Raw genomic sequence first — 22,413 nt, 5'->3', positions numbered from 1 at the left:
CGGGCGCCTGCGGGGGCGGCGCTCAGGCCTGCGCGATCCGGGCCGCGGACAAGCCGGCGGTCGCCAGAACCGCGTCGGCCAGGACCTCCAGGCCAGCCCCCGCCCAGTCCGGCGTGATGCTCTCGGCCTCGTTGTGGCTGATCCCGCCGTGGCAGGGGCAGAACAGCAGGGCCGCCGGCACCGCGCGGGCGCAGTAGACCGCATCGTGGTAGATCGCCGTGGGCATGCGCGTCCAGGCATGGCCCCGCGCCTCGGCGGCCGCCTGGACGCGGTCCACCAGGACCGGATCGAACGCGGTCGGGGGCGCCCGCCAGAAATCCTCCACCCGGATCGTGACGCCGCGCTCCGCCGCCAGGGCGTCGGCCCGGGCACGGATCCGCGTCCGCATCGCCTCCAGCTGCCCGGTATCGCCGTGGCGGGTATCCAGGCTGAACCAGACCCGGCCGGGGGTGATGTTGCGGCTCGAAGGCTCGGCGGTCAGCACGCCCACGGTGGCGCGGCCGCGCTCGCCGCCTTCGCCGACCGCGTCGCGGGCGATGTCCTCCAGGGAGGTGATCAGCGCCGCCGCGGCCATCATCGCGTCGCGCCGGCCGGCCATCGGGCTGCCGGCATGGGCTTCCTCGCCCAGCACGGTGATCTCGTACCAGATCTGCGCGAGCGCCCGGTCGACCACCCCGATGGTCAGGCCGGCATCCTCCAGGCGCTTGCCCTGCTCGATATGCAGCTCGAAATAGGCGCCGATCCCGCGCAGCGCCGCCGGATCCGCCTCGCCCTGCCAGCCGATGCGCCGCAACTCGTCGCCGAACGCGTGCCCGGCGAGGTCCCGGGTGGCCAGGATGTCGGCCTCGGGGACGATGCCCATGGCGACCCCGCTGCCGCTCATCGGCGGGGCGAAGCGCGCGCCCTCCTCGTTGCACCAATTGATCAGCAGGAGCGGGGCCTCGGTCTCGATCCCGGCCTCGTGCAGGGCGCGCATGATCTCGAGCCCCGCGAGCACGCCGAGGGGTCCGTCGAACTTGCCCCCCGTGGGCTGGGTGTCGAGATGGCTGCCGATGGCGACCGGCTTCCGACTCGGATCCCGCCCGGGCCGGTGGAAGACCATGGTGCCGACCCGGTCGACGGTGAGGGTCAGCCCCACCGCCTCGCCCCAGTGCCGGAAGAGGGCGCGGCCCTCGGCATCGCGGTCGGTCAGGGCCTGTCGGTCGTTGCCGCCGTTGGGGAGCGCCCCGATCCGGGCGAGGTCCATCAGGCTGTTCCAGAGCCGGTCCCGCGAGAGCGGAAGGTTGATGCGGTCCACCGTGCGATCCATCGGGCCTCTGCCGAACGCCTACCGGAAGGTCCAGGGTACGGCGCGCTCCGCCCCCGCGCCAGGGCGGGCCGGCGGGCATTCCGACGGTGGGAATACAGATTCCGGCGTGATCGGGGCGGCGACCGATCATTTGTGATCGATTGATCCCCGTCTGCGCGATGTGAAGTCGGTTCTTCGGTCGAATCGGGACGACCGAGGTTTGTCGAGGCCCGAATTGCCCCGAGCCCTGGATCGTCATCATCGGCAGTGAGACCGGCCGGACGGCTTCCGTGACCCCGTGTCCGAAGCTGTCGTGCGCCGGATCTTTTCAGTCGATACTGGACATCGGAGTTGCGGACGGCCCGTGTGGCGGATCAATCCGTCCGCGGCCGGACGATCATCGCTCTCAGCCGGCACGGGGGGATTTCCATGGTTCTGGCTTCCACGGCAGCCTCTGCCCTGCAGGCCGCCGGCTTCGTCGGAACCTGGGATACGGACGTCCCGGCCGGCCGTTCGGTGCTGGACGCGGGCGCGGCCGCCCTGCTGGCGGGGGATCCGAGGCTCGCCGGGATCCCGTTGCCGCTGGATGCCGCGCTCGTCCGCCTCCACCCGGCGGACCGGGACTGGGTCTTCGGCCGGATCCGCCATGTCCGGCGGACCGGCGGCCCGGTTTCCCTCGAGTTCCGCATCGTGACCGGGGCGGGGGAGACCCGCTGGATCCTCAACCGCGGCTGCCTGATGCCCGACGCGGCCGGCACGCTGCGCGGGCGCGGCGCCTATATCGACGTCACCGACCTCCACCTCCGGGCGACGCCGGTCTCGGATGGCCGCGGCGCCGACCTGGACGCCGCGGCCGACCACGGCATCCAGATCCATGCGGCGCTGGAACGCCACGGCGACCCCTATCTGCGGACGATCTCGGAGATGCTGCTTCTCGGGATCGGCCGCGCGCTGGCGCGCCGCAACCCCTGAGAGACCCGGGGTTTCAGGTCCGCCAGGGATGGGCCGGCAGCTCGGTGCGGCCGATGGCCTTGGCACCGGCCTCCGCGACGGTGTGGTCGTTCTCCACCGTCGAGCCGCTGACGCCGATGGCCCCCGACATCACGCCGTCGGCGTCGACGATCGGGATCCCGCCCGGGAATGTGATCAGGCCGTGGTTCGAGTGCTCGATCCCGTAGAGCGGGCCGCCCGGCTGGGACAGCTGGCCGATCTGGCCGGTCATCATGCCGAAGAACACGGAGGTCTTGGCCTTCTTCTGGGCGATATCGATCGACCCGACCCAGGCATCGTCCATGCGGTGGAACGCCTTGAGGTTGCCCCCGGAATCCACCACCGCAATGCACATCTGGGTGCCGAGTTCCACGGCCTTCGCCCGCGCGGCGGCGATGGCCTTCTCGGCCTGCTCGATCGTGACGTGCATGGGACACTCCCGTTGGCTTTGTCTGCGCGACTGCCTGTGACGGTTTGGCGCGTCTGGCGCAAGATCAACCGTAAGGTCAGCCGGCCCGTTCCCGGGCGGCGCGGACGCGGTCCAGGAGGTCGCTCGCCAGGGTGGCGCAGTCCGCGGCCCCGGGACAGGGACGCTTCCACACCATCCGCCCCTCGCGCAGGACGATCTCCTGTGCCGCCGCCATCGCGGGCAGCGGCCGGTCGGGCCGCAGATCGGCCGCCACGCCCTGCGGGCCGCCCCGCAGCCGGGCGACGCCCAGGTCGCAGCAGGCCGCCCGCAGCCGGGCGAGGTCGAACAGGGCGCGGACCGGATCCGGCGCGGCCCCGAACCGGTCCTCCACCTCGCCGGCCAGCGCCTCGATCGCCTCCGCGTCGCGCAGGCGCAGCAGCCGCGTGTAGAGGCTGAGGCGGATCTCGGGCTCGGGCACGTAATCCGCCGGGATCCGGCTCGGCAGGCCGAGGTCGATCTCCGGGCTCCAATCCTCGGCGCGCTCGCCCTTGGCGGCGGTCAGCGCCAGCTGCAGCAGGTGCTGGTAGAGGCCGAGCCCGACGAGCTTGGCGTGGCCCGCCTGATCCTCGCCGACGAGGTCGCCGGCGCCGCGCAGGTCGAGGTCCCGGGCGCTCACCGCGAAGCCGGCGCCGAGCCGGTCGAGGGCCTCCAGGGCGCGCAGGCGCTGGAGCGCCGCCGCCGGTGGGGGCGCGGCCGGGTCGCTCAGCAGATGGACGGTGCCGCGCCGCTGCCCGCGGCCGACGCGCCCGCGGAGCTGGTGGAGCTGCGCCAGCCCGAACCGTGCGGCGTCCCAGACCAGCATGGTGTTGGCCCGGGGCACGTCCAGCCCGCTCTCCACGATGGCGGTGGCGAGCAGCACGTCGCCGTCGCCGTCGGCGAAGCGGACCATAACCTCGTCCATGGCCGAGGGCTTCAGGTCCCCGTGCGCCACGAGGATCGTGAGGCCCGGCACCAGGGTGCGCAGGCGCTCGGCCATGGGGGCAATCTCCTCGATCCGCGGGCAGACCACGAAGCTCTGGCCGCCCCGGCGGTGCTCGCGGACGAGTGCCTCCCGCACCGCCTCGGCGTCGAAGGGCGCCACTACGGTCCGGACCGGCTGGCGGAGCGCCGGGGGCGTGGCCAGCACGCTGAGGCTCTGGAGGCCGACAAGGGCCGCCTGGAGCGTGCGGGGGATCGGGGTCGCGGTGAGCGTCAGGACGTGACCGCCCGCGGCGAGGCGGCGCAGATCGGCCTTCATCTTTGCGCCGAAGCGCTGCTCCTCGTCGATCACCGTCAGGCCGAGGTCGGCGAAGGAGACGCCGCTGCCGGCGAGGGCGTGGGTGCCGACCACCAGCCGGATCGAGCCGTCGGCGAGTCCCGCCCTGACGCGCCTGGCCTCGGCCGGCGCCACGAGGCGCGAGAGCTGCGCCACCTCCACGCCGAACCGGCCGAAGCGGCGGCGCAGGGTCTCGGCATGCTGGCGCGCCAGCACGGTGGTGGGGGCGATCAGCGCCGCCTGCTTGCCGGAGAAGATCGCGGCCGCCAACGCGCGCAGCGCCACCTCGGTCTTGCCGAACCCGACATCGCCGCAGACCAGCCGGTCCATCGGCCGGCCGGAGGCGAGGTCGGCCATCAGGGCGTCGACCGCGGCCGCCTGGTCGGGCGTCGGCGCGAAGCCGAAACCGGCGGCGAACCGCTCCATCTCCCGTGCCGGGGGTGTCAGGATCGGGGCTTCGGTTTCCCGGCGGGCGCGGGCCGCCTCCAGCATCAGGCGGGCGGTTCGCGCCATGGTGGCCTCCGCCTCCAGGCGGCGCCGGGGCCAGGTGCCGCCGTCGAGCTTGTCGAGGGTGACGGCGTCGGGCTCCGGCCCGTAGCGCCAGATCCGGTCCGCCTGGGTCACCGGCACCATCAGGATCGCGTCGCCGGAAAAGCGCAGGCGCAGGGCCTCGGAGGGCGCCTCACCCTGCGTCGCCACCGGCTCCAGCCCCTCGAACACGCACAGGCCGTGATCCCGGTCCACCGCGACGTCGCCGGGGCGCAGGTCGACCTCGCCCATCGGCAGGATCGCCCGGGCGCTCCCCGCCACGGCGGCCTCCGGGCCGAACAGGTCGGCGGCGGCGATCACGGTCGCGCCCTGCTCGGGAACCCGGAACCCGGCCGCCAGGGGGGCCTCCAGGGCGAGGACGTCGCCCGGCGCCGCCGCGGCCACGTCGGCCCAGGCGTCGATCAGGCGGATCGGGCGCTCGGCGCTTTTGCCGGCCTGGCGCACGAGGCGCCGCAGCGGTCGGACCGTGCCGGCGAGCACGACCACGTCGCCGGCCTTCAGCCGCTCGCGCAGAACCTTGGCGAAGGCCGTGCCCGGCCTATGATCCCCGGCGAAGACCGGCATGGCGCGGGGTTCCCCGGCCGCCGCGGTGGCGGCGATCCGGCCGTGCGCCGCCACGATGGCGTGCCAGGCCTCGGGGGTCAGGTAGAGGCCGGCGCCGGGTTGCGCGCGCTCGTCGCGGGCCTTGAGCCGTCCGCGGGCCTCGTCCATCTGCTCGAAGAAGGCGTCGATGCGGGCCTTCGTCCCGTCCTCGACCACGAGACGGGCCTCGGGCACGTAGTCCAGGAAGGTGACGAGGCGCGGGTAGTAGCGGTCGAGGCGGTGCTCCTGGCCAGTGAACGGTGTGAAGCTCTGGCCGGAGCCGGGCTCCAGGACGATCTCGGTGGCCGGGTCGATGACGAGTTCGTCGGTCTCCGCCACGGAGCGCTGCGAGATCGGGTCGTAGGAACGGATCGCCGTGACGCGGCCCTCCGCGTGCGCGATCCGGCAGGGCCGCGGCGCCGCGGCGGGGAAGACCTCGACGGTCCGGCCGCGGACGGCGATCTCGCCGGGCTCGTCGACCCGCTCGTCGAGGATGTAACCGAGGCGCTTCAGGTCGGCGGTCGCGGCGGCGACGTCGAGGGGATCGCCGACCCGCAGGGTCACCCGGGCCGAGGCCCAGGTCTCCGGCGGGGGCACGCGCTGGACGAGCGCCGGAGCGGTCGTCAGCACGAAGTCCGGCAGGGCGGACCGGTCGGTCAGCCAGCGCAGCACGGCGGCCCGAGCGCCCATCGTCGCCCGCGACGGCGAGGCGTGATCGAAGGGCAGGCAATCCCATTCCGGGTAGACCGCGACCTGCGCATCGGGATCCAGCGCCCGGAGGGCGGCGGACAGCTCCTCCAGGCGGCGGCTATCCCGGGCGACGTGCACCACCGGCCCGGGCTCCTGGGCATAGGCCAGGAGCGACACCGCCAGGGCACCGGTGGGCATCAGCGGCGCGTCGTCCAGTTTCTGCTGGGCGCCCGCCTTCGTCCTGCGTTTGGCCATGCCTGATCCGAACCCGTCCCCTTTGAGCCGGCAACGCCGCATCCGGCCCGCGGGCTCCCGGCCGCGGCGATCCGATCCACAGGCCGCCGCGACGCCGGTGCGGCCGGGCGCCTGGCACCGGGTTGCGCGGTCGCGATGGCACCGCGGCCGGCATCCGAACGGGATCGGAATCCCCTGCAGGACGCCGATGATGATCGGGACAGCGCCCGACGAGGCCAGGGTCAACGCGAATGTCTAGTAACCGACAATCGCAGACATCTTCGGCCGATCATCTCTTCGGAAGCGTGATCCGGAAATCGATGCGAGCGGTATACGACCGGATTGCCTCAGTCCGGCGCCCCCAGATCCTTGTGACAGCGCGCATTCCTTCGAGGAACCGGCACACGCGGCGTCGGAATGCGCTCTAGGGAGAAGCGGAAGCTTAGGCTATGACGATCCCGTGTCGCGGACCGCAACAATACCCCGCCTGTCGGGTTTCGAGCCCCAGCATCCGCAGCGGCTTGCCGCGTTGCGCGCCTACGCGATCCTCGACACGCCCCCGGAGCGCGCCTTCGACGAGATCGCCGAGATGGCCGCCCAGGCCTGCGGCACGCCGATGGCGCACATCAATTTCGTCGATGCCGACCGGCAGTGGATCAAGGCCGCTTTCGGCCATCCGACGCGATCGATGCCCCTCGCGTTCGGGTTCTGCACCGAGGCCATGCGCGCCGACGGCGTCCTCGTGCTGCCCGATCTGGCGACGGTGCCGGAGCACGCCGCCAACGCCCTGGTGACGGGCGAGCCGCACCTGCGCTTCTACGCGGGCGTGCCCCTGGTGACGCCGGACGGCTGGGCCATCGGGACGCTTTGCGTCCTCGACCGCGTGCCGCGCACGCTCACCGACCCGCAGCTCTTCGTCCTGAAGGCCCTCGCCCGGGCGGTGATGACGCAGCTGGATTCCCGCAACGCCGAGGCCGCCCTGCGCCTGAACGAGGAGCGCTACCGCTCCCTGTTCGCGTTCATCGATGCCGGCTTCTGCCTCATCGAGATGAAGTTCGCGGACGGCGACCGGCCGGTCGATTACCGCTTCCTGGAGGTCAATCCCGCCTTCGAGCGGCAGACCGGCCTGACCGACGCGGTCGGCCGGTGGATGCGGGACCTCGCGCCCGGCCACGAGCAGCGCTGGTTCGATCTGTTCGGCCAGGTCGCCCTCACCGGGGAGCCGGTCCGGTTCGAGCAGGCGGCCGAGGCCCTGGGCCGCTGGTACGACGTCCACGCCTACCGGGTCGACGGGCCGGGACGGAACCACGTCGCGATCCTGTTCAACGACATCACCGAGCGCCGCCGCAGCGAGATCGCGCTCCAGGCCCGGGAGGCGGAGCTTCGGCTGGTCGCGGACGCGATGCCGGTCCTGATCGCCTTCATCGACCGCACCCTCACCTACCGGTTCGCCAATGCCGCCTATGAGGCCTGGACCGGCCGGATGCCCGACGCGGTCGTCGGTCAGACCGTCCCGGACCTGATCGGCCCGGAGGCGTTTGCGGAACGACGGCCCGCGATCGAGCGGGCGCTCGCCGGCCAGGAGATCCGCCAGGAATGGGCCTGGACGTTTCCGCACCGCGAGACCCGGATCGCCGACACCCGCTACCTCCCGCGCCGGGGGGAGGACGGGCAGGTCGACGGGTTCTACGTCTTCGCCCATGACATCTCCGAGCGGAAGCGGATCGAGACGCTGCTCCAGTCCCGGACGGAACGCCTGGAGGCCCAGGTCGCCGCCCAGACCCGCGACCGTGACCGGGTCTGGACGCTGTCGCCGGTTCTGAAGCTCGTCGCGGACCGGGACGGGCTGGTCCAGTCGGTGAACCCGTCCTGGGGCCGGGCGCTCGGGTGGTCCGAGACCGAGACCCTGGGCCGGTCCGCCCTGGACTTCGTGGCGGCCGCGGAGCGCGAAGCCGCCCGCACGGCCCTGCGGCCGCTCTGCGCGGAGAACCGGGTCGAGGATGTCGAACTGTCCTGCCTGACCCGCACCGGCGATCGGCGCCGGGTGCTCTGGACCGTCGTGCCGGAGGACGGCCTGTTCTACGGCTTCGGGCGCGACATCACCGAGCAGCGCCAGGCCGAGGAGGCCCTGCGCCAGTCGCAGAAGCTCGAGGCCATCGGCCAGCTCACCGGCGGGGTGGCGCACGACTTCAACAACCTGCTCACCATCATCCGGTCCTCCGTGGAGTTCCTGCGCCGGCCGGACCTCGCCGAGGCGCGCCGCCGCCGCTACCTCGACGCGGTCTCCGACACCGTCGACCGCGCGGCCAAGCTCACCGGCCAGCTCCTCGCCTTCGCCCGGCGGCAGGCGCTGAAGCCCCAGGTCTTCGACATCGGCGCGCGCCTGCGCAGCATCGCCGACATGCTCGACTCGGTCACCGGCGCCCGCATCCGCGTCGTCATCGACCTGCCCGAGGCGCCCCGCTACGTGCGCGCGGACGAGAGCCAGTTCGAGACCGCGCTGATCAACATGGCGGTCAACGCCCGGGACGCCATGGACGGGGAAGGCAGCCTGACCCTGCGCCTCGCCGGCGACGGCCCGATGCCGGCGATCCGCGGGCATGCCGGCGCGCCGGGGCCGTTCGTGGCCGTGCGGGTCACCGATACCGGCGGCGGCATCCCGGACGCGGATCTGGGGCGGATCTTCGAACCGTTCTTCACCACCAAGGAGATCGGCAAGGGAACCGGCCTCGGCCTCAGCCAGGTCATCGGCTTCGCCAAGCAGTCCGGCGGCGACATCGACGTCGCGAGCACGGTGGGCCAGGGCACGACCTTCTCGCTCTACCTGCCGCAGGTCGCGGCGCCCGCCCAGACGGCCGGGGCCGACCGGGATCGCCGCCGGGCGGCGGAGCCGCGGCGGGGCCTGTGCATCCTCGTCGTGGAGGACAATCTCGGGGTCGGGCGCTTCTGCACCCAGATCCTGGAGGATCTCGGCCATGCGCCGGTCTGGGCGAAGTCCGCCGAGGAGGCGCTGGCCGAACTCGACCGGACGCCGGACCGCTTCGACGTGGTCTTCTCGGACGTGGTCATGCCGGGGATGGGGGGTGTCGCCCTCGCCCGGCAGCTTCAGGGCGACCGTCCCGACCTGCCGGTGGTGCTGACCTCCGGCTACAGCCACGTGCTGGCCACCGACGACGCCCACGGCTTCGCCCTCGTGCGCAAGCCCTACTCGGCCGAGCAGCTCGCCCAGGTTCTCTACGAGACGGCGAAGCACGGCGGCGAGCCGGGCACCCCGGCCAGCGACGTGTAACGTTACTTCAAGTTAACAGTCTTCACACGAAAATGTCCGCGCTTTGATCGGAAACATTTTGTGTTGCTGAGCCGGATCCAGTATATTCTGCTCGATCATCGAAGCGTGAGATCACCATGCCGCTGACCGGACGCTTCTGGTTCCGCCGGACCTGGACCGGCAAGCTGATCCTGCTCGTCGAGGAGGAGCGCGGGCGCTGGTTCCGCCGCCGCCTCGGCTCCAAGGTGCGCTGGCGCGACGCCCGGCTCCTCGACCTCGCCGAGGCACCCCTCCGGGGCCTCATGACGCTGGAGCGGACCTACCGCGCCGAGTTCGGACCCGCCGAGGTGCGCCGCCCCGCCGGCCTGGCCCCGCTGCCGGGCGGTTTGGCGCTAAGCCGCGGCGCATCGGCGCCAGGAACAAGGCCACCCCTGTCGGGTTGACGGAGCGCAATCCAGCGACGCGGTCGCCGTCTTGCGGCCCCTCGTGGGGGTTTCCTCCCTAGACTTTCGGACCGTTCCCCCGTGGGCGGTCCTTTTTTGTTTCGGTCCCGCGGATGTCGACGCGGACCGCGGCGGAACCGTCTGACGCATCGCTTCGATCATCGTCCGTGCCGCCGCGGCGCGCTCCGTCCGAGCCGGCTTCGAGGGCCAGCAGCGCGAAGGTCGCGAGCCAGTGCTCGCCCATGTAGTCGCCGGTGACGTGCGGGAGCCCCGCCGCGAGGTGGTCCTCCGCGGCCGTTTGGAGCGGCGGCCGGCGGCGATCCTCCGGAGCGAGGGCCGCGGCGAGGCTGCGCAAGCACCACGCGCGGCTGAGGTTCAGCCCGTCGAGATGGGCGATCTTGCCGTCAGAGCGGTCGGTCACGGTGGCCGGGCGGAACAGGGTCTCGGGCCGGCCGACAGCGAGATCGGGCAGGAACCGGTCGAACCAGGGTGCGAACCGCCCGGGCGGCAGCAGCCGACGCATGCATTCGGCCTCGATCAGCGCCGAGGAGAGGAAATCGTCGCCGCCGGGCTCGCCCCAGGCCGGGCAAGCCGCGTCCGCCCCGTACCAACGCCCGGCGGTGTCGTGCAGCAGGGCGGCCAGCCCGGCATCCCGCGCGCCCTCCGCGTAATCGGCCGCCAGGCGCAGGGCGAAGGCGGTGTTGAAATGGGTCCCGACCCGCACCGGATAGGGGGCCACGGGCAGGAACTCCAGAAAGCGCCGGGCGATGAGTCCAGCCAGGGGCGCCAGGGCCGCGGACCAGCGGCGCTCGGGGAGAGCGGAGAGTTCGTCGGCGAGCTTCAGGAGCCAGCCCCAGCCGTAGGGCCGCTCGAAACCCCGGGCGGTCGGGGCGGCGAGGTAGGCGCATTCCCCCGCCACCGTCGCGGGGGTCAGCTGCGCCTCGAACCGGGCGCGGATCGCCGGGGCCTGGGGACCGTCCGGGAACAGCCGCAGCATGCGTGCCAGCAGCCACGTTCCGTGGACGCAGGAGTGCCAGTCATAGCTGCCGTGGAAGGCCGGGTGCAGCGCCGCGGGGGTGCGCGCATCCTCCGGACCGGCCAGGACATGGCCCGGCTTGTTCGGGTACTCGCGGGCGACGTGGCCCAGCGCGACCGCGGCGAAGCGCGCGGCGATGTCGGGGGTGAGCGCACGGGTCGTCGCGGCGGTCATCGCGGGGCTCCGGCTCCGGGACGGCCGGCATAGCGGCTTTCCGGCGCGGGGTCAGGCCCCGGGGACGCTTTGCCGGCGCAGCCCCGGATCGGCTATCGCGGGACGGCCGAGCCGGACAACCGCGCCGGCCCCATCGGAAGCTCCCATGCGCCGCGTGCCGCTCGCAGCCCTCCTCGTCGCGCTCCCGCTCACCGCCGCGCGGCCGGCCACCGCCGCGCCCGATCCGAGCCGCGACGTCCTGTGGGCCGCCCTGAAGACCTGCGTGCTCGCCAAGCGTCTCGCCAACCGGACCTTCCCGTGCCTCGCGGTCGATCTCGGGGACGGGGCGCGTCCGGGCTCGGCGGTCCTGCGCGCGCCCGGCGAGCCGACCCACACCGTCGTCATGCCCACCGACACCGTCGCGGGCCTGGAGGCCCCGGTCCTGCGGGGCGCGCGCGGGATCGCCTATTGGCGCGCCGCCCTGGCAGCGCGGCCGTTCGTGTCGGACGTGCTGCGGGAACGGCTCACCCCCGCGGAGGTCGGGCTGGCGGTCAACTCGGCCCGGGGCCGCAGCCAGGACCAGCTCCACATCCATCTCGACTGCCTGAAGCCGAGCGTGCTCAAGGCGATCCGGGCGCATGGGCACCAGATCCACCGGACCTGGACCCGCTTCCCGGTGCCGCTCGCCGGCGACCGCTACTACGCCCTGCGCGTGCCGGAGGCGGACGCCGGGCAGTTCAATCCGTTCGCGGCCCTGCACACCCTGCCGGGCGCCCGGCCGGACCTGCACCGGACGAGCTTCGCCGCGCTCGCGACGCCCACGGGCGATCCCGAGCCGGGCTACATCCTTCTGGCCTACCGGGCGCCCAGCGCCAGCGCCGAGGACGTGATGGATCACACATGCGCCGTCGCGGCCGCGCGGGGCGGCGCCTGAGCGACCGCGGTTCCTGTCACCGAGCCAACGCCTCCGTGCGGCCGAAGCCGGCCAGGGTGGATGCGCCTCTGTCCGGCGGGCCGAGGATGCAGAGCCGCGGGCCGAGCGCGTGGAGGGTTACGGCGTCGTCCCGCCCGCCGTCACCCCGATCGCGGCGGCGGCAGCGCGTCGAGCAGCTGGCGCAGGAATGCCCGCACCGCCTTCGGCAGCCGCCGGTCGCGCATCGCCTGGATCTTCACGCCCCGGGCGAGGCTCGTCCGGGACTGGATCGGCAGGCTGACCAGCTCGTTGAGCCGCAGGGGCGTCTGCACCGACAGCGCCGACATCAGGGCGATGCCGCGGGAGCGCCGCACGAAGGGCAGCAGCGCCGAGAGATTGTTGGAGGTCAGCACCGGCTCCACAGCGATGCCCTCGTGCGCGCAGGCGGCGTCGAAGACCTGCCGCAGGGTCGTGTCCCGGGTCGGCAGGGCGACCGGGTAGTCCAGCAGGTCGACGAGCCGCAGGGCCGGCGCCCGCGCGAGGGGATGGTCGGGCGCGGCCAGCGCCAGCATGTCGACCTGCCCGTCGTAGAGCACCTCGACCTGCGCGGTGGGTGTCAGCGCGAAGGTGATCCCGAGATCGGCATCCCCCACCGCCACCGTCTGGGTGACCTGGGCCGGGGGCTGGACCGTGACCTCGAAGCGGATGCCGGGATGGGCCGCGTGGAAGGCCGCGATCGCGTTCGGCACGATGTCGAGGGAGAAGCCCTCGGAGCAGGCGATGCGGATCAGCCCGCGGGCGAGCCCTTCCAGCTCCCGGATCTCGGTGACCACCTGCTCGGAGCGGATCAGCACCTGATGGGCGTGCTGCGCCAGCAGCTCCCCGGCAGGGCTCGGCACCATGCCGCGCGGTCGCCGCTCGAACAGCACGCAGTCGAGCTCGGCTTCCAGGTTGGCGATCTGCCGGCTGATCGCCGAGGCCGCTACGTTGAGCTGGGACGAGGCGGCCGCGATCGACCCGGTGCGGGCCACGGCCAGGAAGTAGCGCAGGCCCGTACTCTGCATTATCGTGCTCGATACGCTGTATGGTGCCATGCACATTGCCGATACGGCAACGCAGCACTCGCTAAATTCTACTTGTTGCGATCCCAGATGCACAACACCATGGCAGGGTGAAAAACGCGGCAGCCGCGGAACCTTCCGCCGGGCCTGTCCGCCGCGCCGTCGGAGCCTGCATGCCGCTACGGACTCTCACCCGAGCCGCCACCCTGGCCGCCTCGTTCGCGACCCTGATCGCCGCCCACCCGGCGCTCGCCGGCAAGGCGGACGACACCCTGGTCTACGCGTCGGACAGCGAGCCGGAGAACGTCAGCCCCTATCACAACAGCGCCCGCGAGGGCGTGATCCTAGCCCGGAACTGCTGGGACACGCTGCTGTACCGGGATCCCAAGGACAGCTCCTACAAGCCATTTCTGGCGACCGCCTGGACCTGGAAGGACGACACGACGCTGGATCTCACGATCCGCGAGGGCGTGGTCTTCCACAACGGCGACCCGCTCGGGCCGGAGGACGTGGCGTTCACGTTCAATTACGTGCTGACGCCGGAGGCCCGCACGGTCACCCGCCAGAACGTCGACTGGATGAAGTCGGTGGAGGTGACCGGCCCGCACAGCGTGCGCATCCACCTGAAGGCCCCCTTCCCGGCGGCGCTGGAATACCTCGCCGGCCCGACCCCGATCTTCCCGGCCAATTACTTCAAGAAGGTCGGCCTCGACGGGTTCGCCAAGGCGCCGGTCGGCAGCGGCCCCTACCGGATCACCAAGGTCGACAGCGGCCGCGGCGTCTCCATGGAGCGGTTCGACAAGTACTGGGCCGAGAGCCCCCTCGGGAAGCCGAAGATCGGCAAGCTGCAGTTCCGCGTCATCCCGGACGGCGAGAGCCGGATGGCCGAACTGATGACCGGCGGCGTCGACTGGATCTGGCGGGTGCCGAGCGACCAGGCCGAGCAGCTGCGCGCCGCGCCCACCATCACGGTGCTCAACTCCGAGACGATGCGGGTCGGGTTCCTGCAGTTCGACACGCTGGGCCGGGCGAAGGAGAACTCGCCGCTCAAGGACGTGCGCGTCCGGCAGGCGATTTCCTACGCCATCGACCGCAAGGCGATGGTCGACAACCTCGTGCGCGGCGCCTCGCGGGTGATGAACGCCCTGTGCTTCGTCGATCAGTTCGGCTGCACCGACCAGGGCGTGCCGCGCTACGCCTACGACCCCGCCAAGGCCAAGGCGCTGCTCAAGGACGCCGGCTACCCGAACGGGTTCGAGATCGACCTCGGCGCCTATCGTGAGCGCGACTACGCCGAGGCGGTGATCGGCTATCTCGGCGCCGTCGGCATCAAGGCGCGGCTCAACTACCTGCGCTACGCGGCGTTCCGCGATTCGCTGAGGGCCGGCAAGACCTCGATCGGCTACCAGACCTGGGGGTCGTTCTCGGTGCTCGACGTCTCGGCCTTCGACGGGGTGTATTTCCGCGGCGGCGAGGAGGACCTGACCAAGGATCCGCAGGTGATCGCCGACCTCCAGAAGGGCGACAGCTCCACCGATCCGGAGACCCGCAAGGCCGCCTACGCCAAGGCGCTCCAGCGGATCGCCGCGGAGGCCTACGCCCTGCCGATGTTCTCCTACTCGACCAACTACGCCTTCACGTCGGACCTGAACTTCACCGCCCAGCCCGACGAGGTGGCGCGGTTCTACGCGGCGTCGTGGAAGTGATGATGGTGGCCGCCGCGCGCCGGCCCGAAGGAGCCTGAGCCCCATGCTGGCCTTCACCCTCCGGCGCGTGCTGGTCGCCCTGGCGGTGGCCTTCACGGTCTCGGTGGCGAGCTTCCTGCTCCTCCACCTCTCGGGCGACCTCGCGACCGCGATCGCGGGACCGGAGGCCACCGGGCCGCAGATCGCGCAGATCCGCCAGGATTACGGCCTGGACCAGCCGCTGATGACCCAGTTCCTCACCTGGGGCTGGCGGGCGCTGCACCTCGATTTCGGCAATTCCTTCTATTTCCGCGAGAGCGTGATCGACCTGCTCGCCGCCCGCCTGCCGATCACCCTCTATCTCGGGTTCATCGCCCTCGCCGTGGCCCTGTTCGTGGCGATCCCGCTGGGCGTCGTCGCCGCCGTGAAGCGGGACACCTGGATCGACCGGACGGCACTGGGCGTCTCGGTGCTCGGCCAGGCGATGCCGAGCTTCTGGTTCGGCCTGACGCTGATCCTGATCTTCTCCGTCAACCTCCGCTGGCTGCCGGTCTCGGGCAACGCGAGCTGGAAGAACTTCGTCCTGCCCGCGGTGGCGCTCGGCTACTACGCCATGCCGGCGGTGATGCGGCTGACCCGCAACGGCATGCTGGAGGTGCTGGCCTCCGACTACGTCCGCACCGCCCGCGCCAAGGGTCTGCCCCCCAGAAAGGTGCTGGTGCGCCACGCGCTGCGCAACGCCGTCATCCCGGTGATCGCCCTGGCGGCGGTGCAGTTCGGCTTCATGCTCGGCGGCTCGATCGTCATCGAGGCGGTGTTCTCGCTCCAGGGTCTCGGGCAGCTCGCCTGGGAGTCGATCGCGCGCAACGACTTCCCCGTCGTCCAGGCGATCGTGCTGGTGCTGGCCATGATCTACATCGGCCTGACCCTGGCCGCCGACCTGCTGAACGCGTTCCTCGATCCGCGTCTGCGCCAGGCATGAGCGCGCACCGTCAGGCGTCCGCCGTGTGGAGAAGCCGCCCATGAGCCTGCCCCCCGATTCGGCAGCCTTGGCCGCCCCGTCCCTGCCGCCGGAGGTCGAGGTCCCGGTCGCTGCGGCAATCCCCTCCCCCCTCGGCCTGATCCTGCGGCGGGGCCTGCGCCACACGGGCTTCCTAATCGGCGCCGGGATCCTTGGGGTGATCGTGCTGGCGGCGCTCGCCGCGCCGCTCATTGCCCCGCACGACCCCTACGCGCAGGACGTGTCCCGCCGCCTGATCCCGCCGATCTGGCAGGCCAAGGGCACGTGGGACCACGTCCTCGGCACCGACAAGCTCGGGCGCGACTACCTGAGTCGCCTGCTCTACGGCGGCCAGATCTCCCTCCTGATCGGGATCTCGGCGGCGCTGATTTCCGGGCTGATCGGCACGACGCTGGGCCTGTGTGCCGGCTATTTCGGTGGCTGGGTCGATGCGGTGGTGAGCTACGTCGTCACCACGCGCCTGGCCATGCCGGTGGTGCTGGTGGCGCTGGCCATGGCGGCGCTGGTCGGCGGCTCGCTGAAGGTGGTGGTGCTGGTGCTGGGCTTCCTGCTCTGGGACCGCTTCGCCGTGGTGACCCGGGCCGCGACCCAGCAGATCCGCAACCAGGACTTCGTCTCGGCCGCCCGCGCCGCGGGGCTCACGGACCTGCGGATCATCCGCCAGGAGATCCTGCCCAACATCCTGAACGCGCTGATCGTCGTGGCGACCCTGGAGATGGCCCACGCGATCCTGCTGGAGGCCGCCCTGTCGTTCCTGGGGCTCGGCGTTCAGCCGCCCCTGCCCTCCTGGGGCCTGATGATCGCCGAGGGCAAGCAGTACATGTTCTTCCAGCCCTGGGTGATCACCATCCCGGGCGTGGCGCTCCTCCTCCTCGTGCTGGCGATCAACCTCCTGGGCGACGGCCTGCGCGACATCACCGCCCCCGAGGCGCGCAACTGACGGCTCCGCCGGGCCGGGGCACAGCCGGTACGTTACCAAAATGTTTCACGGGAAACACACCATGACGCGAGACGCCGCCATCGCGCGCGCCACAGACGCCTTCGACTCGGGCGCTTTCCTGGCGCTCCTGCGGGAGGCGGTGGCGATGCCCACCGAGAGCCAGGCCCCCGGCCAGGAGGCGGCGCTCCGCGCCTACCTCGACGCCTTCATCGCGCCGCTGGTGACCCGGCTCGGCTTCGAGACCCCTCAGGTCTTCCCGAACCCGGACGGGGTGCACGGCCCGTTCCTGATCGCCGAGCGCCACGAGGGACCGGAGCTGCCGACCGTGCTGATCTACGGCCACGGCGACACGGTGCGCGGGTACCCGGAGCAGTGGCGCGAGGGCCTCGGCCCCTGGGAGATCGTGGTCGAGGGCGACCGCTGGTATGGGCGCGGCACCGCCGACAACAAGGGCCAGCACGTCCTCAACCTCGCCGCCCTGGAGCAGGTGATCGCCGCCCGCGACGGCCGCCTGGGCTTCAACGTCAAGCTCCTGATCGAGATGGGCGAGGAATCCGGCTCCCCCGGCCTGCGGCCGTTCTGCCGGGCACAGGCCGAAGCCCTGCGTGCCGACGTGCTGATCGCCTCGGACGGGCCACGCCTCAACGGCGCGCGCCCGACCCTCTTCCTGGGCTCCCGCGGCGCCTATAATTTCGAACTCAGCCTCAACCTGCGGGAGGGCGCGCACCATTCCGGCAATTGGGGCGGCCTGTTGCGCAACCCCGGCACGGTGCTGGCCTCGGCCATTGCGTCGATGGTGGATGCCCGCGGTGCCATCCGGGTCGAGGCCCTGCGGCCGCCGCCGATCCCCGAGGGCGTGCGCGCGGCCCTCGCCGACATTCGCGTCGGCGAGGATCCGACCGCGCCGGCGATCGATGCCGACTGGGGCGAGCCGGGCCTGACACCCGCCGAGCGGGTCTTCGCCTGGAACACCCTCGAGGTGCTGGCCTTCAAGACCGGCGATCCGGACGGCCCGCTCAACGCGGTCCCGCCCCACGCCAAGGCAACCCTGCAGCTGCGCTTCGTGGTCGGTACCGACTGGCAGAATCTCATCGCGAACGTCCGCGCCCATCTCGACGCGCACGACTTCCCGATGATCGAGGTCAGGCCCGCCCGCGCCGCGGAGGTCTTCCAGGCGACACGGCTGCCGGTCGAGGATCCCTGGGTCGAATGGGCGCTCGCGTCGATCGCGGCGAGTTCCGGAAAAAAGCCGGCGCTGCTGCCCAATCTCGGTGGCTCGCTGCCGAACGACGCCTTCTCGGAGATCCTCGGCCTGCCGACCCTCTGGGTGCCGCATTCCTACCCAGCCTGCCGCCAGCACGGGCCGGACGAGCACCTGCTCGCGTCGGGGACCCGGGAGGGCATGGCGATCATGGCGGGACTGTTCTGGGATCTCGGCGCCGACGGCCCGGACATCCTGCGCCGCCGGCAAGCGAGGGCCTGAACCATGGGTGAGCCGGTCGTCCGCATCCGCGATCTGACGATCGCGCTCCCCAAAGGGGCCGACCGTCCCCACGCGGTCGAGGGCCTGAACCTCGATCTGCAGGCCGGCAAGATCCTCTGCGTCGTCGGAGAATCGGGCTCGGGCAAGTCGATGAGCGCCTACGCGCTCACCGGCCTCCTGCCCCGGGCGCTGAAACCTACCGCTGGCACGATCCTGTTCGAGGGCCGGGACCTCCTGACCCTCGACGAGCCCGCGTGGCGCGCCCTGCGCGGCCGGCGCATCGCCATGGTGTTCCAGGAGCCGATGACGGCGCTGAACCCGGTGATGCGGATCGGCGACCAGATCGCCGAGATGTTCGAAGCGCACAATCTGCTCACGCGGAGCGAGCGCCGGGCGCGGGCGGTGGCGCTGGCCGCGGAGGTCGGCTTGCCGAACCCGGAGGAGGCGGTGCGGGCCTACCCGCACCAGCTCTCCGGCGGCCAGCGGCAGCGGGCGATGATCGCCATGGCGCTGGCCCTGGAGCCCTCCGTTCTCGTCGCCGACGAGCCGACCACGGCGCTGGACGTCACCACCCAGGCCCAGATCCTCCGGCTGATCCGCGACCTGCAGCGGAAGCGCGGCATGACCGTGCTGTTCATCACCCACGATTTCGGCGTGGTGGCGGAGATCGCCGACCACGTGGCGGTGCTCCAGCGCGGGCGGCTGGTGGAATCCGGCATCGCCGAGTCCGTGCTGCGGGATCCGCAGGCGCCCTACACCAAGGCACTCCTCGCCGCCGTCCCGAGCCTGACGCCGCCGCCGCGCGCGCCCGTGGAGGCGGCCCCGGTCGCCCTCTCGGTGAGCCGGCTGTCCAAGACCTATTCGGGACGCTCCGGCCTGTTCGGCAAGCCGCGGGTCGTCGCGGCGGTCAAGGAGGTCTCGTTCGATGTCCGCCGCGGCGAGACCCTGGGGCTCGTGGGCGAATCCGGCTCGGGCAAGTCGACGACGGCGCGGCTCGCGATCCGGCTGATCGAGCCCGACGGCGGCACGGTCCGGCTCGGCGCCCTCGACTACACGGCGCTGAAGGGCGCGGCGCTGCGCGACGGGCGCAGCCGGATCCAGATGATCTTCCAGGATCCGTTCGCGTCGCTGAACCCGCGCCGCACCGTGGAGCAGATCATCACGGCGGGGCCGATCGCCCACGGGGTCCCGGCCGCGGAGGCGCGGACGCGGGCGCGGGACCTGCTCGACCTCGTCGGCCTCGATCCGAAGGCCGCCGCCCGCTACCCGAACGCCTTCTCGGGCGGCCAGCGCCAGCGCATCGGCATCGCCCGGGCGCTCGCCATGGAGCCGGACGTGCTGGTGGCCGACGAGGCGGTCTCGGCCCTGGACGTATCGGTCCAGCGGCAGGTACTGGACCTCTTGGAGGACCTGAAGCAGCGCTTGTCCCTGGCGATGCTGTTCATCACCCACGACCTGCGGGTGGCCGCCGCGATCTGCGACCGGATCGCCGTGATGCACCGGGGCGCCGTCGTGGAGATGCGGGGCACGGCCGATCTGTTCGCCGCACCCGAGCACGCCTACACGCGCAGCCTCCTCGCGGCGGTTCCGGGGGCACACGGAGCCTGAACAGGCCCGGCCGGATCGGAGTCGATCTGGGACGCACAGACAAGTTTTTTGGACGGGACCGCTCTGTCCGGATCGTGCAAATTCAGTAGGATACGGTCGTTGTCGAGGGTGGAGCACACTCGGCGGATCCACGGCTGCCCCCGCTATCCGTCCCTGCTCGCACCTCGAATGCGGACGGGGTTATTTCAGCGTGTCGACCTCAGACAAGACCGACGACATCCGGCCGAACCGCAAGCGAAGCGGGTCGGCACTGCCGCCGGTGCTTCGCCGTGGGCGCGCACACCGGATCGTGCGCTGGATCGGCGCCGGAAACCGCAAGGCCCACAAGCGTACGGAGGACAGCGTGTCCACGACACCGGAGGCCCCGGAGGCCCGCATCATCAAGCTGAGCTGGGCCGATACGTTCGGCCGTCCTGGCCGTGTCGAGGCCGGTCGATCCGGTGCGATCCTCGCTGCGGTGCTGCCGTTCGAGAGCCGCAAGTCCCGGAGCGCACCGCAACCAACCCCGCGCCGCGCCGCGGATCAGCCGCCGGTCCCGGTCCTGCGCTGACCGACGCGCCCGCCGGGCACGCCGAGGCCGATCGCCTTGGCCAGCGCCGAACGCTGCGCGGCGTAGCCGGGTGCGGTCATCGGGTAATCGTCCGGCAGGCCGTAGCGTTCGCGATAGCGCTCCGGCGTCAGGCCGTGGGCGGTGAGATGGCGCTTCAGGGTCTTGTAGGTCCGGCCGTCGATGAAGCTGGCGATGCCGTTCTCTTGGACCGACCTGCGGATCTGCGCCGATGTCGGCCGCTCCACGGTGGGCTCGGCGACGGCGGCCGGCTGTCCGTCGAGGGCCATCAGGGCTCCGTGCACGCTCGCCATGAGCTCAGGCAGCGCCGCCGGCGGAACGGAATTGTTGGCGACATAGGCGGCGACGATCTCGCCGGCCAGCGCAACCAACTTGAGGCTGTTCTCAGGATTCTTTTCGGGCACTGCGCGAGTCCACACGAAGGTTTCGACCACGATGCATGCGGTTCCAAAGCAAAAACCGCGGATGTGTCAAGACGGCCTTGACACGCGATGGATCGCTGAAAGCGCTTTTCGGTGCCGATGGGCGGAATGCCGGCTCCGATATGATGCCGTCACCTGCACGACGGTGCCGGTCCCGCGCCGGTTACCGTGGCGCGGCGGATCCCCGGCGGGGAATACCGCTCCCTCCGTCGGATCGCGGATTGCAGGACCTAGGGTGGTGCGGCCTCAGCCGATCCCGAGGGTGCGGATCAGCGTGAGGCTGAGGACGATGAGGACGGCGAGGGAGGCGGTGACCGCAAGGGTGACCCGGCCGCCGACCCGGGCGAGGACCCGCACGTCGACCCCGAGGCCGAGGGCGGCCATGGACAGGATCGTGAGCACGCCGGCGAGCTGGGTGAGGGGCTTCACCGCGGCGTCCGGGACGAGGCCCAGCGAGCGCAGGGCCGCCAGGGCCAGGAAGCCGAGAATGAACCACGGCACCAGCTTGGTGAGGCCGGGGCGGGCCGGCGAGGTCGGGGCGCCCGCGGCCTGCGGCAGGCGGGGGGCGATCAGCGAGAACACCACGACCACGGGCCCGAGCATCAGAACGCGCACGAGCTTCACCAGGGTCCCCACCTGGGTCGACAGCAGGCTCACCGGCACGGTGGCGGCCAGCACCTGCGGCACCGCGTAGACGGTCAGCCCTGCCAGGACCCCGTACTGGTTGTCGGTCATGCCGGCCAGGGGCACGAACAGCGGCAGGCCGAGCACCATCAGCACGCCCAGCACCGCCGTGAAGGCGATGGCGGCGGCGATGTCCTTCGGTTCCGCTCCGATCACCGGCGCCACCGCGGCGATGGCCGAATTGCCGCAGATGGCGTTGCCGCAGGCCACCAGGATCGCCATCCGGGCCGGCAGGCCCAGCATCCGGCAGATCGCCACGCTGGCGGCGATGCCGAGGACCACGGTGCCGACGATGCCGGCCAACAGGGCCGGGCCAGAGGCGAGGATCGCCCCGAGGCTCAGGGAGGCGCCGAGCAGGACGACGGCGACCTCGAGCAGCTGCTTGGCCGAGAAGGCGATGCCGGTGCGGAACCGGGCCTGGGGCGTCCAGGCGGTACGCACCGCGATGCCGATCAGGATCGCCAGGACCAGGGCCTCGACATAGGGATGGCCGGCGACGCGCTCCTCCAGGGCCTGTGCGGCCATCGCCACCGCGGTGATCGCCGCGCACAGGGCGAGTCCGGGCAGGAGCGAGGCGGCCGTGTCCGACCGGCTGCCATGCCGGGCGAGAGCCGGGGCCATCTTGGGAGGGGCGTCAGGGCTCAAAGGAACGGGCTCCGAGGTCGCCTGCGGAGCGTATAGGAAGAAAACGTTTGCCGCATCCGCGCAAGAGAGAACATCGTTCTCTAATCGAAGGTCATGCGAGACTATACGCCTCCAGGCCCGTCGGGCCGCGCCGGACCTAGGGCGTCCGATCACGCGCCGGCGGGCAGGCGAGAGTCTTCAGGCCTGCATGCCCCAGCGCTGGACGGTGCGGCGCTCGATGGTCTGGAAGATCAGGTTCTCGACGACGAGGCCGATCAGGATCACGGTCAGCAGCCCGGCGAACACGTTCGGGATGTCGAGCATGTTCTTGTTCTCGAAGATGAACCAGCCCAGCCCGCCCGCCCCGGACGACACCCCGAAGACCAGCTCGGCGGCGATCAGCGTGCGCCACGCGAACGCCCAGCCGACCTTCAGGCCGGTCAGGAT

General features: G+C 71.8%; 17 protein-coding genes and 1 pseudogene. 10 read left to right on the top strand and 8 right to left on the bottom strand.

Features of this window, described 5'->3' with window-relative positions; translation table 11 throughout:
* Nucleotides 1-22: 22 nt before the first annotated feature.
* Nucleotides 23-1,309 carry a Zn-dependent hydrolase gene (locus ACXJKQ_RS22360; RefSeq protein ID WP_457107891.1) on the bottom strand — a complete coding sequence of 429 codons (1,287 nt, stop codon included), beginning with the start codon at nucleotides 1,307-1,309 and terminating at the stop codon, nucleotides 23-25.
* Nucleotides 1,310-1,717: 408 nt separating this feature from the next.
* On the opposite strand from ACXJKQ_RS22360, the gene ACXJKQ_RS22355 reads away from it, so the two are divergent.
* Nucleotides 1,718-2,260, top strand: coding sequence for a PAS domain-containing protein (locus ACXJKQ_RS22355; RefSeq protein WP_457107890.1), 543 nt, complete (start codon nucleotides 1,718-1,720; stop codon nucleotides 2,258-2,260).
* A gap of 13 nt (nucleotides 2,261-2,273) precedes the next feature.
* Here the strand turns inward: ACXJKQ_RS22355 and ACXJKQ_RS22350 are convergent, their stop codons facing one another.
* Both ACXJKQ_RS22350 and ACXJKQ_RS22345 read right to left on the bottom strand, forming a co-directional pair.
* Nucleotides 2,274-2,708 (bottom strand): GlcG/HbpS family heme-binding protein, encoded by a 435-nt coding sequence (locus tag ACXJKQ_RS22350; RefSeq protein WP_457107889.1) that lies wholly within the window; start codon nucleotides 2,706-2,708, stop codon nucleotides 2,274-2,276.
* Nucleotides 2,709-2,784: 76 nt separating this feature from the next.
* Complete coding sequence (locus tag ACXJKQ_RS22345) at nucleotides 2,785-6,078, bottom strand: DEAD/DEAH box helicase (RefSeq protein WP_457107888.1); 3,294 nt, start codon at nucleotides 6,076-6,078, stop codon at nucleotides 2,785-2,787.
* 439 nt (nucleotides 6,079-6,517) lie between these two features.
* Here ACXJKQ_RS22345 and ACXJKQ_RS22340 point away from each other — a divergent pair, with 439 nt between their 5' ends.
* Nucleotides 6,518-9,346, top strand: coding sequence for a PAS domain-containing protein (locus tag ACXJKQ_RS22340; protein WP_457107887.1), 2,829 nt, complete (start codon nucleotides 6,518-6,520; stop codon nucleotides 9,344-9,346).
* A 116-nt stretch (nucleotides 9,347-9,462) separates the two neighbouring features.
* The gene (locus ACXJKQ_RS22335) at nucleotides 9,463-9,768 is read left to right on the top strand and encodes a hypothetical protein (RefSeq protein ID WP_457107886.1); all 306 of its coding nucleotides are present in this window, start codon (nucleotides 9,463-9,465) and stop codon (nucleotides 9,766-9,768) included.
* A 58-nt stretch (nucleotides 9,769-9,826) separates the two neighbouring features.
* Here the strand turns inward: ACXJKQ_RS22335 and ACXJKQ_RS22330 are convergent, their stop codons facing one another.
* Entirely contained in the window at nucleotides 9,827-10,978 is a 1,152-nt protein-coding gene (locus ACXJKQ_RS22330; protein ID WP_457107885.1) for a DUF2891 domain-containing protein, read from the bottom strand.
* 145 nt (nucleotides 10,979-11,123) lie between these two features.
* Here ACXJKQ_RS22330 and ACXJKQ_RS22325 point away from each other — a divergent pair, with 145 nt between their 5' ends.
* Nucleotides 11,124-11,891: a CDP-diacylglycerol diphosphatase gene (locus ACXJKQ_RS22325; protein WP_457107884.1), complete on the top strand. Its 768-nt coding sequence runs from the start codon at nucleotides 11,124-11,126 to the stop codon at nucleotides 11,889-11,891.
* A 140-nt stretch (nucleotides 11,892-12,031) separates the two neighbouring features.
* Here the strand turns inward: ACXJKQ_RS22325 and ACXJKQ_RS22320 are convergent, their stop codons facing one another.
* The gene (locus tag ACXJKQ_RS22320; protein WP_457107883.1) at nucleotides 12,032-12,934 is read right to left on the bottom strand and encodes a LysR family transcriptional regulator; all 903 of its coding nucleotides are present in this window, start codon (nucleotides 12,932-12,934) and stop codon (nucleotides 12,032-12,034) included.
* A 170-nt stretch (nucleotides 12,935-13,104) separates the two neighbouring features.
* Between ACXJKQ_RS22320 and ACXJKQ_RS22315 the strand changes: the two genes are divergently transcribed.
* The 6 genes from ACXJKQ_RS22315 to ACXJKQ_RS22290 all read left to right on the top strand — a co-directional run bounded on the left by ACXJKQ_RS22315 (nucleotide 13,105) and on the right by ACXJKQ_RS22290 (nucleotide 20,218).
* Nucleotides 13,105-14,637: an ABC transporter substrate-binding protein gene (locus ACXJKQ_RS22315; protein WP_457107882.1), complete on the top strand. Its 1,533-nt coding sequence runs from the start codon at nucleotides 13,105-13,107 to the stop codon at nucleotides 14,635-14,637.
* A 43-nt stretch (nucleotides 14,638-14,680) separates the two neighbouring features.
* Nucleotides 14,681-15,598, top strand: a complete 918-nt coding sequence (locus ACXJKQ_RS22310) for an ABC transporter permease (protein WP_457107881.1) — start codon at nucleotides 14,681-14,683, stop codon at nucleotides 15,596-15,598.
* A 40-nt stretch (nucleotides 15,599-15,638) separates the two neighbouring features.
* A complete protein-coding gene (locus ACXJKQ_RS22305) occupies nucleotides 15,639-16,577 on the top strand; it encodes an ABC transporter permease (RefSeq protein WP_457107880.1) in 939 nt (312 codons plus the stop codon).
* A 61-nt stretch (nucleotides 16,578-16,638) separates the two neighbouring features.
* On the top strand, nucleotides 16,639-18,060 hold the full coding sequence (locus ACXJKQ_RS22300) for a M20 family metallopeptidase (protein WP_457107879.1): 1,422 nt from the start codon (nucleotides 16,639-16,641) through the stop codon (nucleotides 18,058-18,060).
* A 3-nt stretch (nucleotides 18,061-18,063) separates the two neighbouring features.
* Complete coding sequence (locus tag ACXJKQ_RS22295; protein ID WP_457107878.1) at nucleotides 18,064-19,668, top strand: ABC transporter ATP-binding protein; 1,605 nt, start codon at nucleotides 18,064-18,066, stop codon at nucleotides 19,666-19,668.
* Between the two features lie 190 nt (nucleotides 19,669-19,858).
* The gene (locus ACXJKQ_RS22290) at nucleotides 19,859-20,218 is read left to right on the top strand and encodes a hypothetical protein (protein WP_457107877.1); all 360 of its coding nucleotides are present in this window, start codon (nucleotides 19,859-19,861) and stop codon (nucleotides 20,216-20,218) included.
* Here ACXJKQ_RS22290 and ACXJKQ_RS22285 read toward each other — a convergent pair.
* From ACXJKQ_RS22285 to ACXJKQ_RS22275, 3 genes and pseudogenes are all read right to left on the bottom strand, one after another.
* Nucleotides 20,191-20,640, bottom strand: a complete 450-nt coding sequence (locus ACXJKQ_RS22285) for a MucR family transcriptional regulator (protein WP_457107876.1) — start codon at nucleotides 20,638-20,640, stop codon at nucleotides 20,191-20,193. The genes ACXJKQ_RS22290 and ACXJKQ_RS22285 overlap by 28 nt on opposite strands.
* A gap of 264 nt (nucleotides 20,641-20,904) precedes the next feature.
* Nucleotides 20,905-21,963 (bottom strand): YeiH family protein, encoded by a 1,059-nt coding sequence (locus ACXJKQ_RS22280; RefSeq protein ID WP_457107910.1) that lies wholly within the window; start codon nucleotides 21,961-21,963, stop codon nucleotides 20,905-20,907.
* Between the two features lie 201 nt (nucleotides 21,964-22,164).
* Nucleotides 22,165-22,413, bottom strand: a pseudogene (locus tag ACXJKQ_RS22275) (ABC transporter permease); the annotation flags it as partial.

It is taken from the genome of Methylobacterium sp. P5_C11 (genome assembly GCF_054049775.1).
Note: the sequence above shows the minus strand (reverse complement) of the source record. Positions and strands in the feature narration are given on the sequence as shown.

Coding starts and splice junctions, on each gene's coding strand:
- ACXJKQ_RS22360 (WP_457107891.1), bottom strand. CDS start 1,309: ATGGATCGCACGGTGGACCGCATCAACCTTCCGCTCTCGCGGGACCGG.
- ACXJKQ_RS22325 (WP_457107884.1), top strand. CDS start 11,124: ATGCGCCGCGTGCCGCTCGCAGCCCTCCTCGTCGCGCTCCCGCTCACC.
- ACXJKQ_RS22310 (WP_457107881.1), top strand. CDS start 14,681: ATGCTGGCCTTCACCCTCCGGCGCGTGCTGGTCGCCCTGGCGGTGGCC.
- ACXJKQ_RS22320 (WP_457107883.1), bottom strand. CDS start 12,934: ATGCAGAGTACGGGCCTGCGCTACTTCCTGGCCGTGGCCCGCACCGGG.
- ACXJKQ_RS22280 (WP_457107910.1), bottom strand. CDS start 21,963: ATGGCCCCGGCTCTCGCCCGGCATGGCAGCCGGTCGGACACGGCCGCC.
- ACXJKQ_RS22305 (WP_457107880.1), top strand. CDS start 15,639: ATGAGCCTGCCCCCCGATTCGGCAGCCTTGGCCGCCCCGTCCCTGCCG.
- ACXJKQ_RS22315 (WP_457107882.1), top strand. CDS start 13,105: ATGCCGCTACGGACTCTCACCCGAGCCGCCACCCTGGCCGCCTCGTTC.
- ACXJKQ_RS22345 (WP_457107888.1), bottom strand. CDS start 6,078: ATGGCCAAACGCAGGACGAAGGCGGGCGCCCAGCAGAAACTGGACGAC.
- ACXJKQ_RS22335 (WP_457107886.1), top strand. CDS start 9,463: ATGCCGCTGACCGGACGCTTCTGGTTCCGCCGGACCTGGACCGGCAAG.
- ACXJKQ_RS22355 (WP_457107890.1), top strand. CDS start 1,718: ATGGTTCTGGCTTCCACGGCAGCCTCTGCCCTGCAGGCCGCCGGCTTC.
- ACXJKQ_RS22295 (WP_457107878.1), top strand. CDS start 18,064: ATGGGTGAGCCGGTCGTCCGCATCCGCGATCTGACGATCGCGCTCCCC.
- ACXJKQ_RS22350 (WP_457107889.1), bottom strand. CDS start 2,708: ATGCACGTCACGATCGAGCAGGCCGAGAAGGCCATCGCCGCCGCGCGG.
- ACXJKQ_RS22300 (WP_457107879.1), top strand. CDS start 16,639: ATGACGCGAGACGCCGCCATCGCGCGCGCCACAGACGCCTTCGACTCG.
- ACXJKQ_RS22330 (WP_457107885.1), bottom strand. CDS start 10,978: ATGACCGCCGCGACGACCCGTGCGCTCACCCCCGACATCGCCGCGCGC.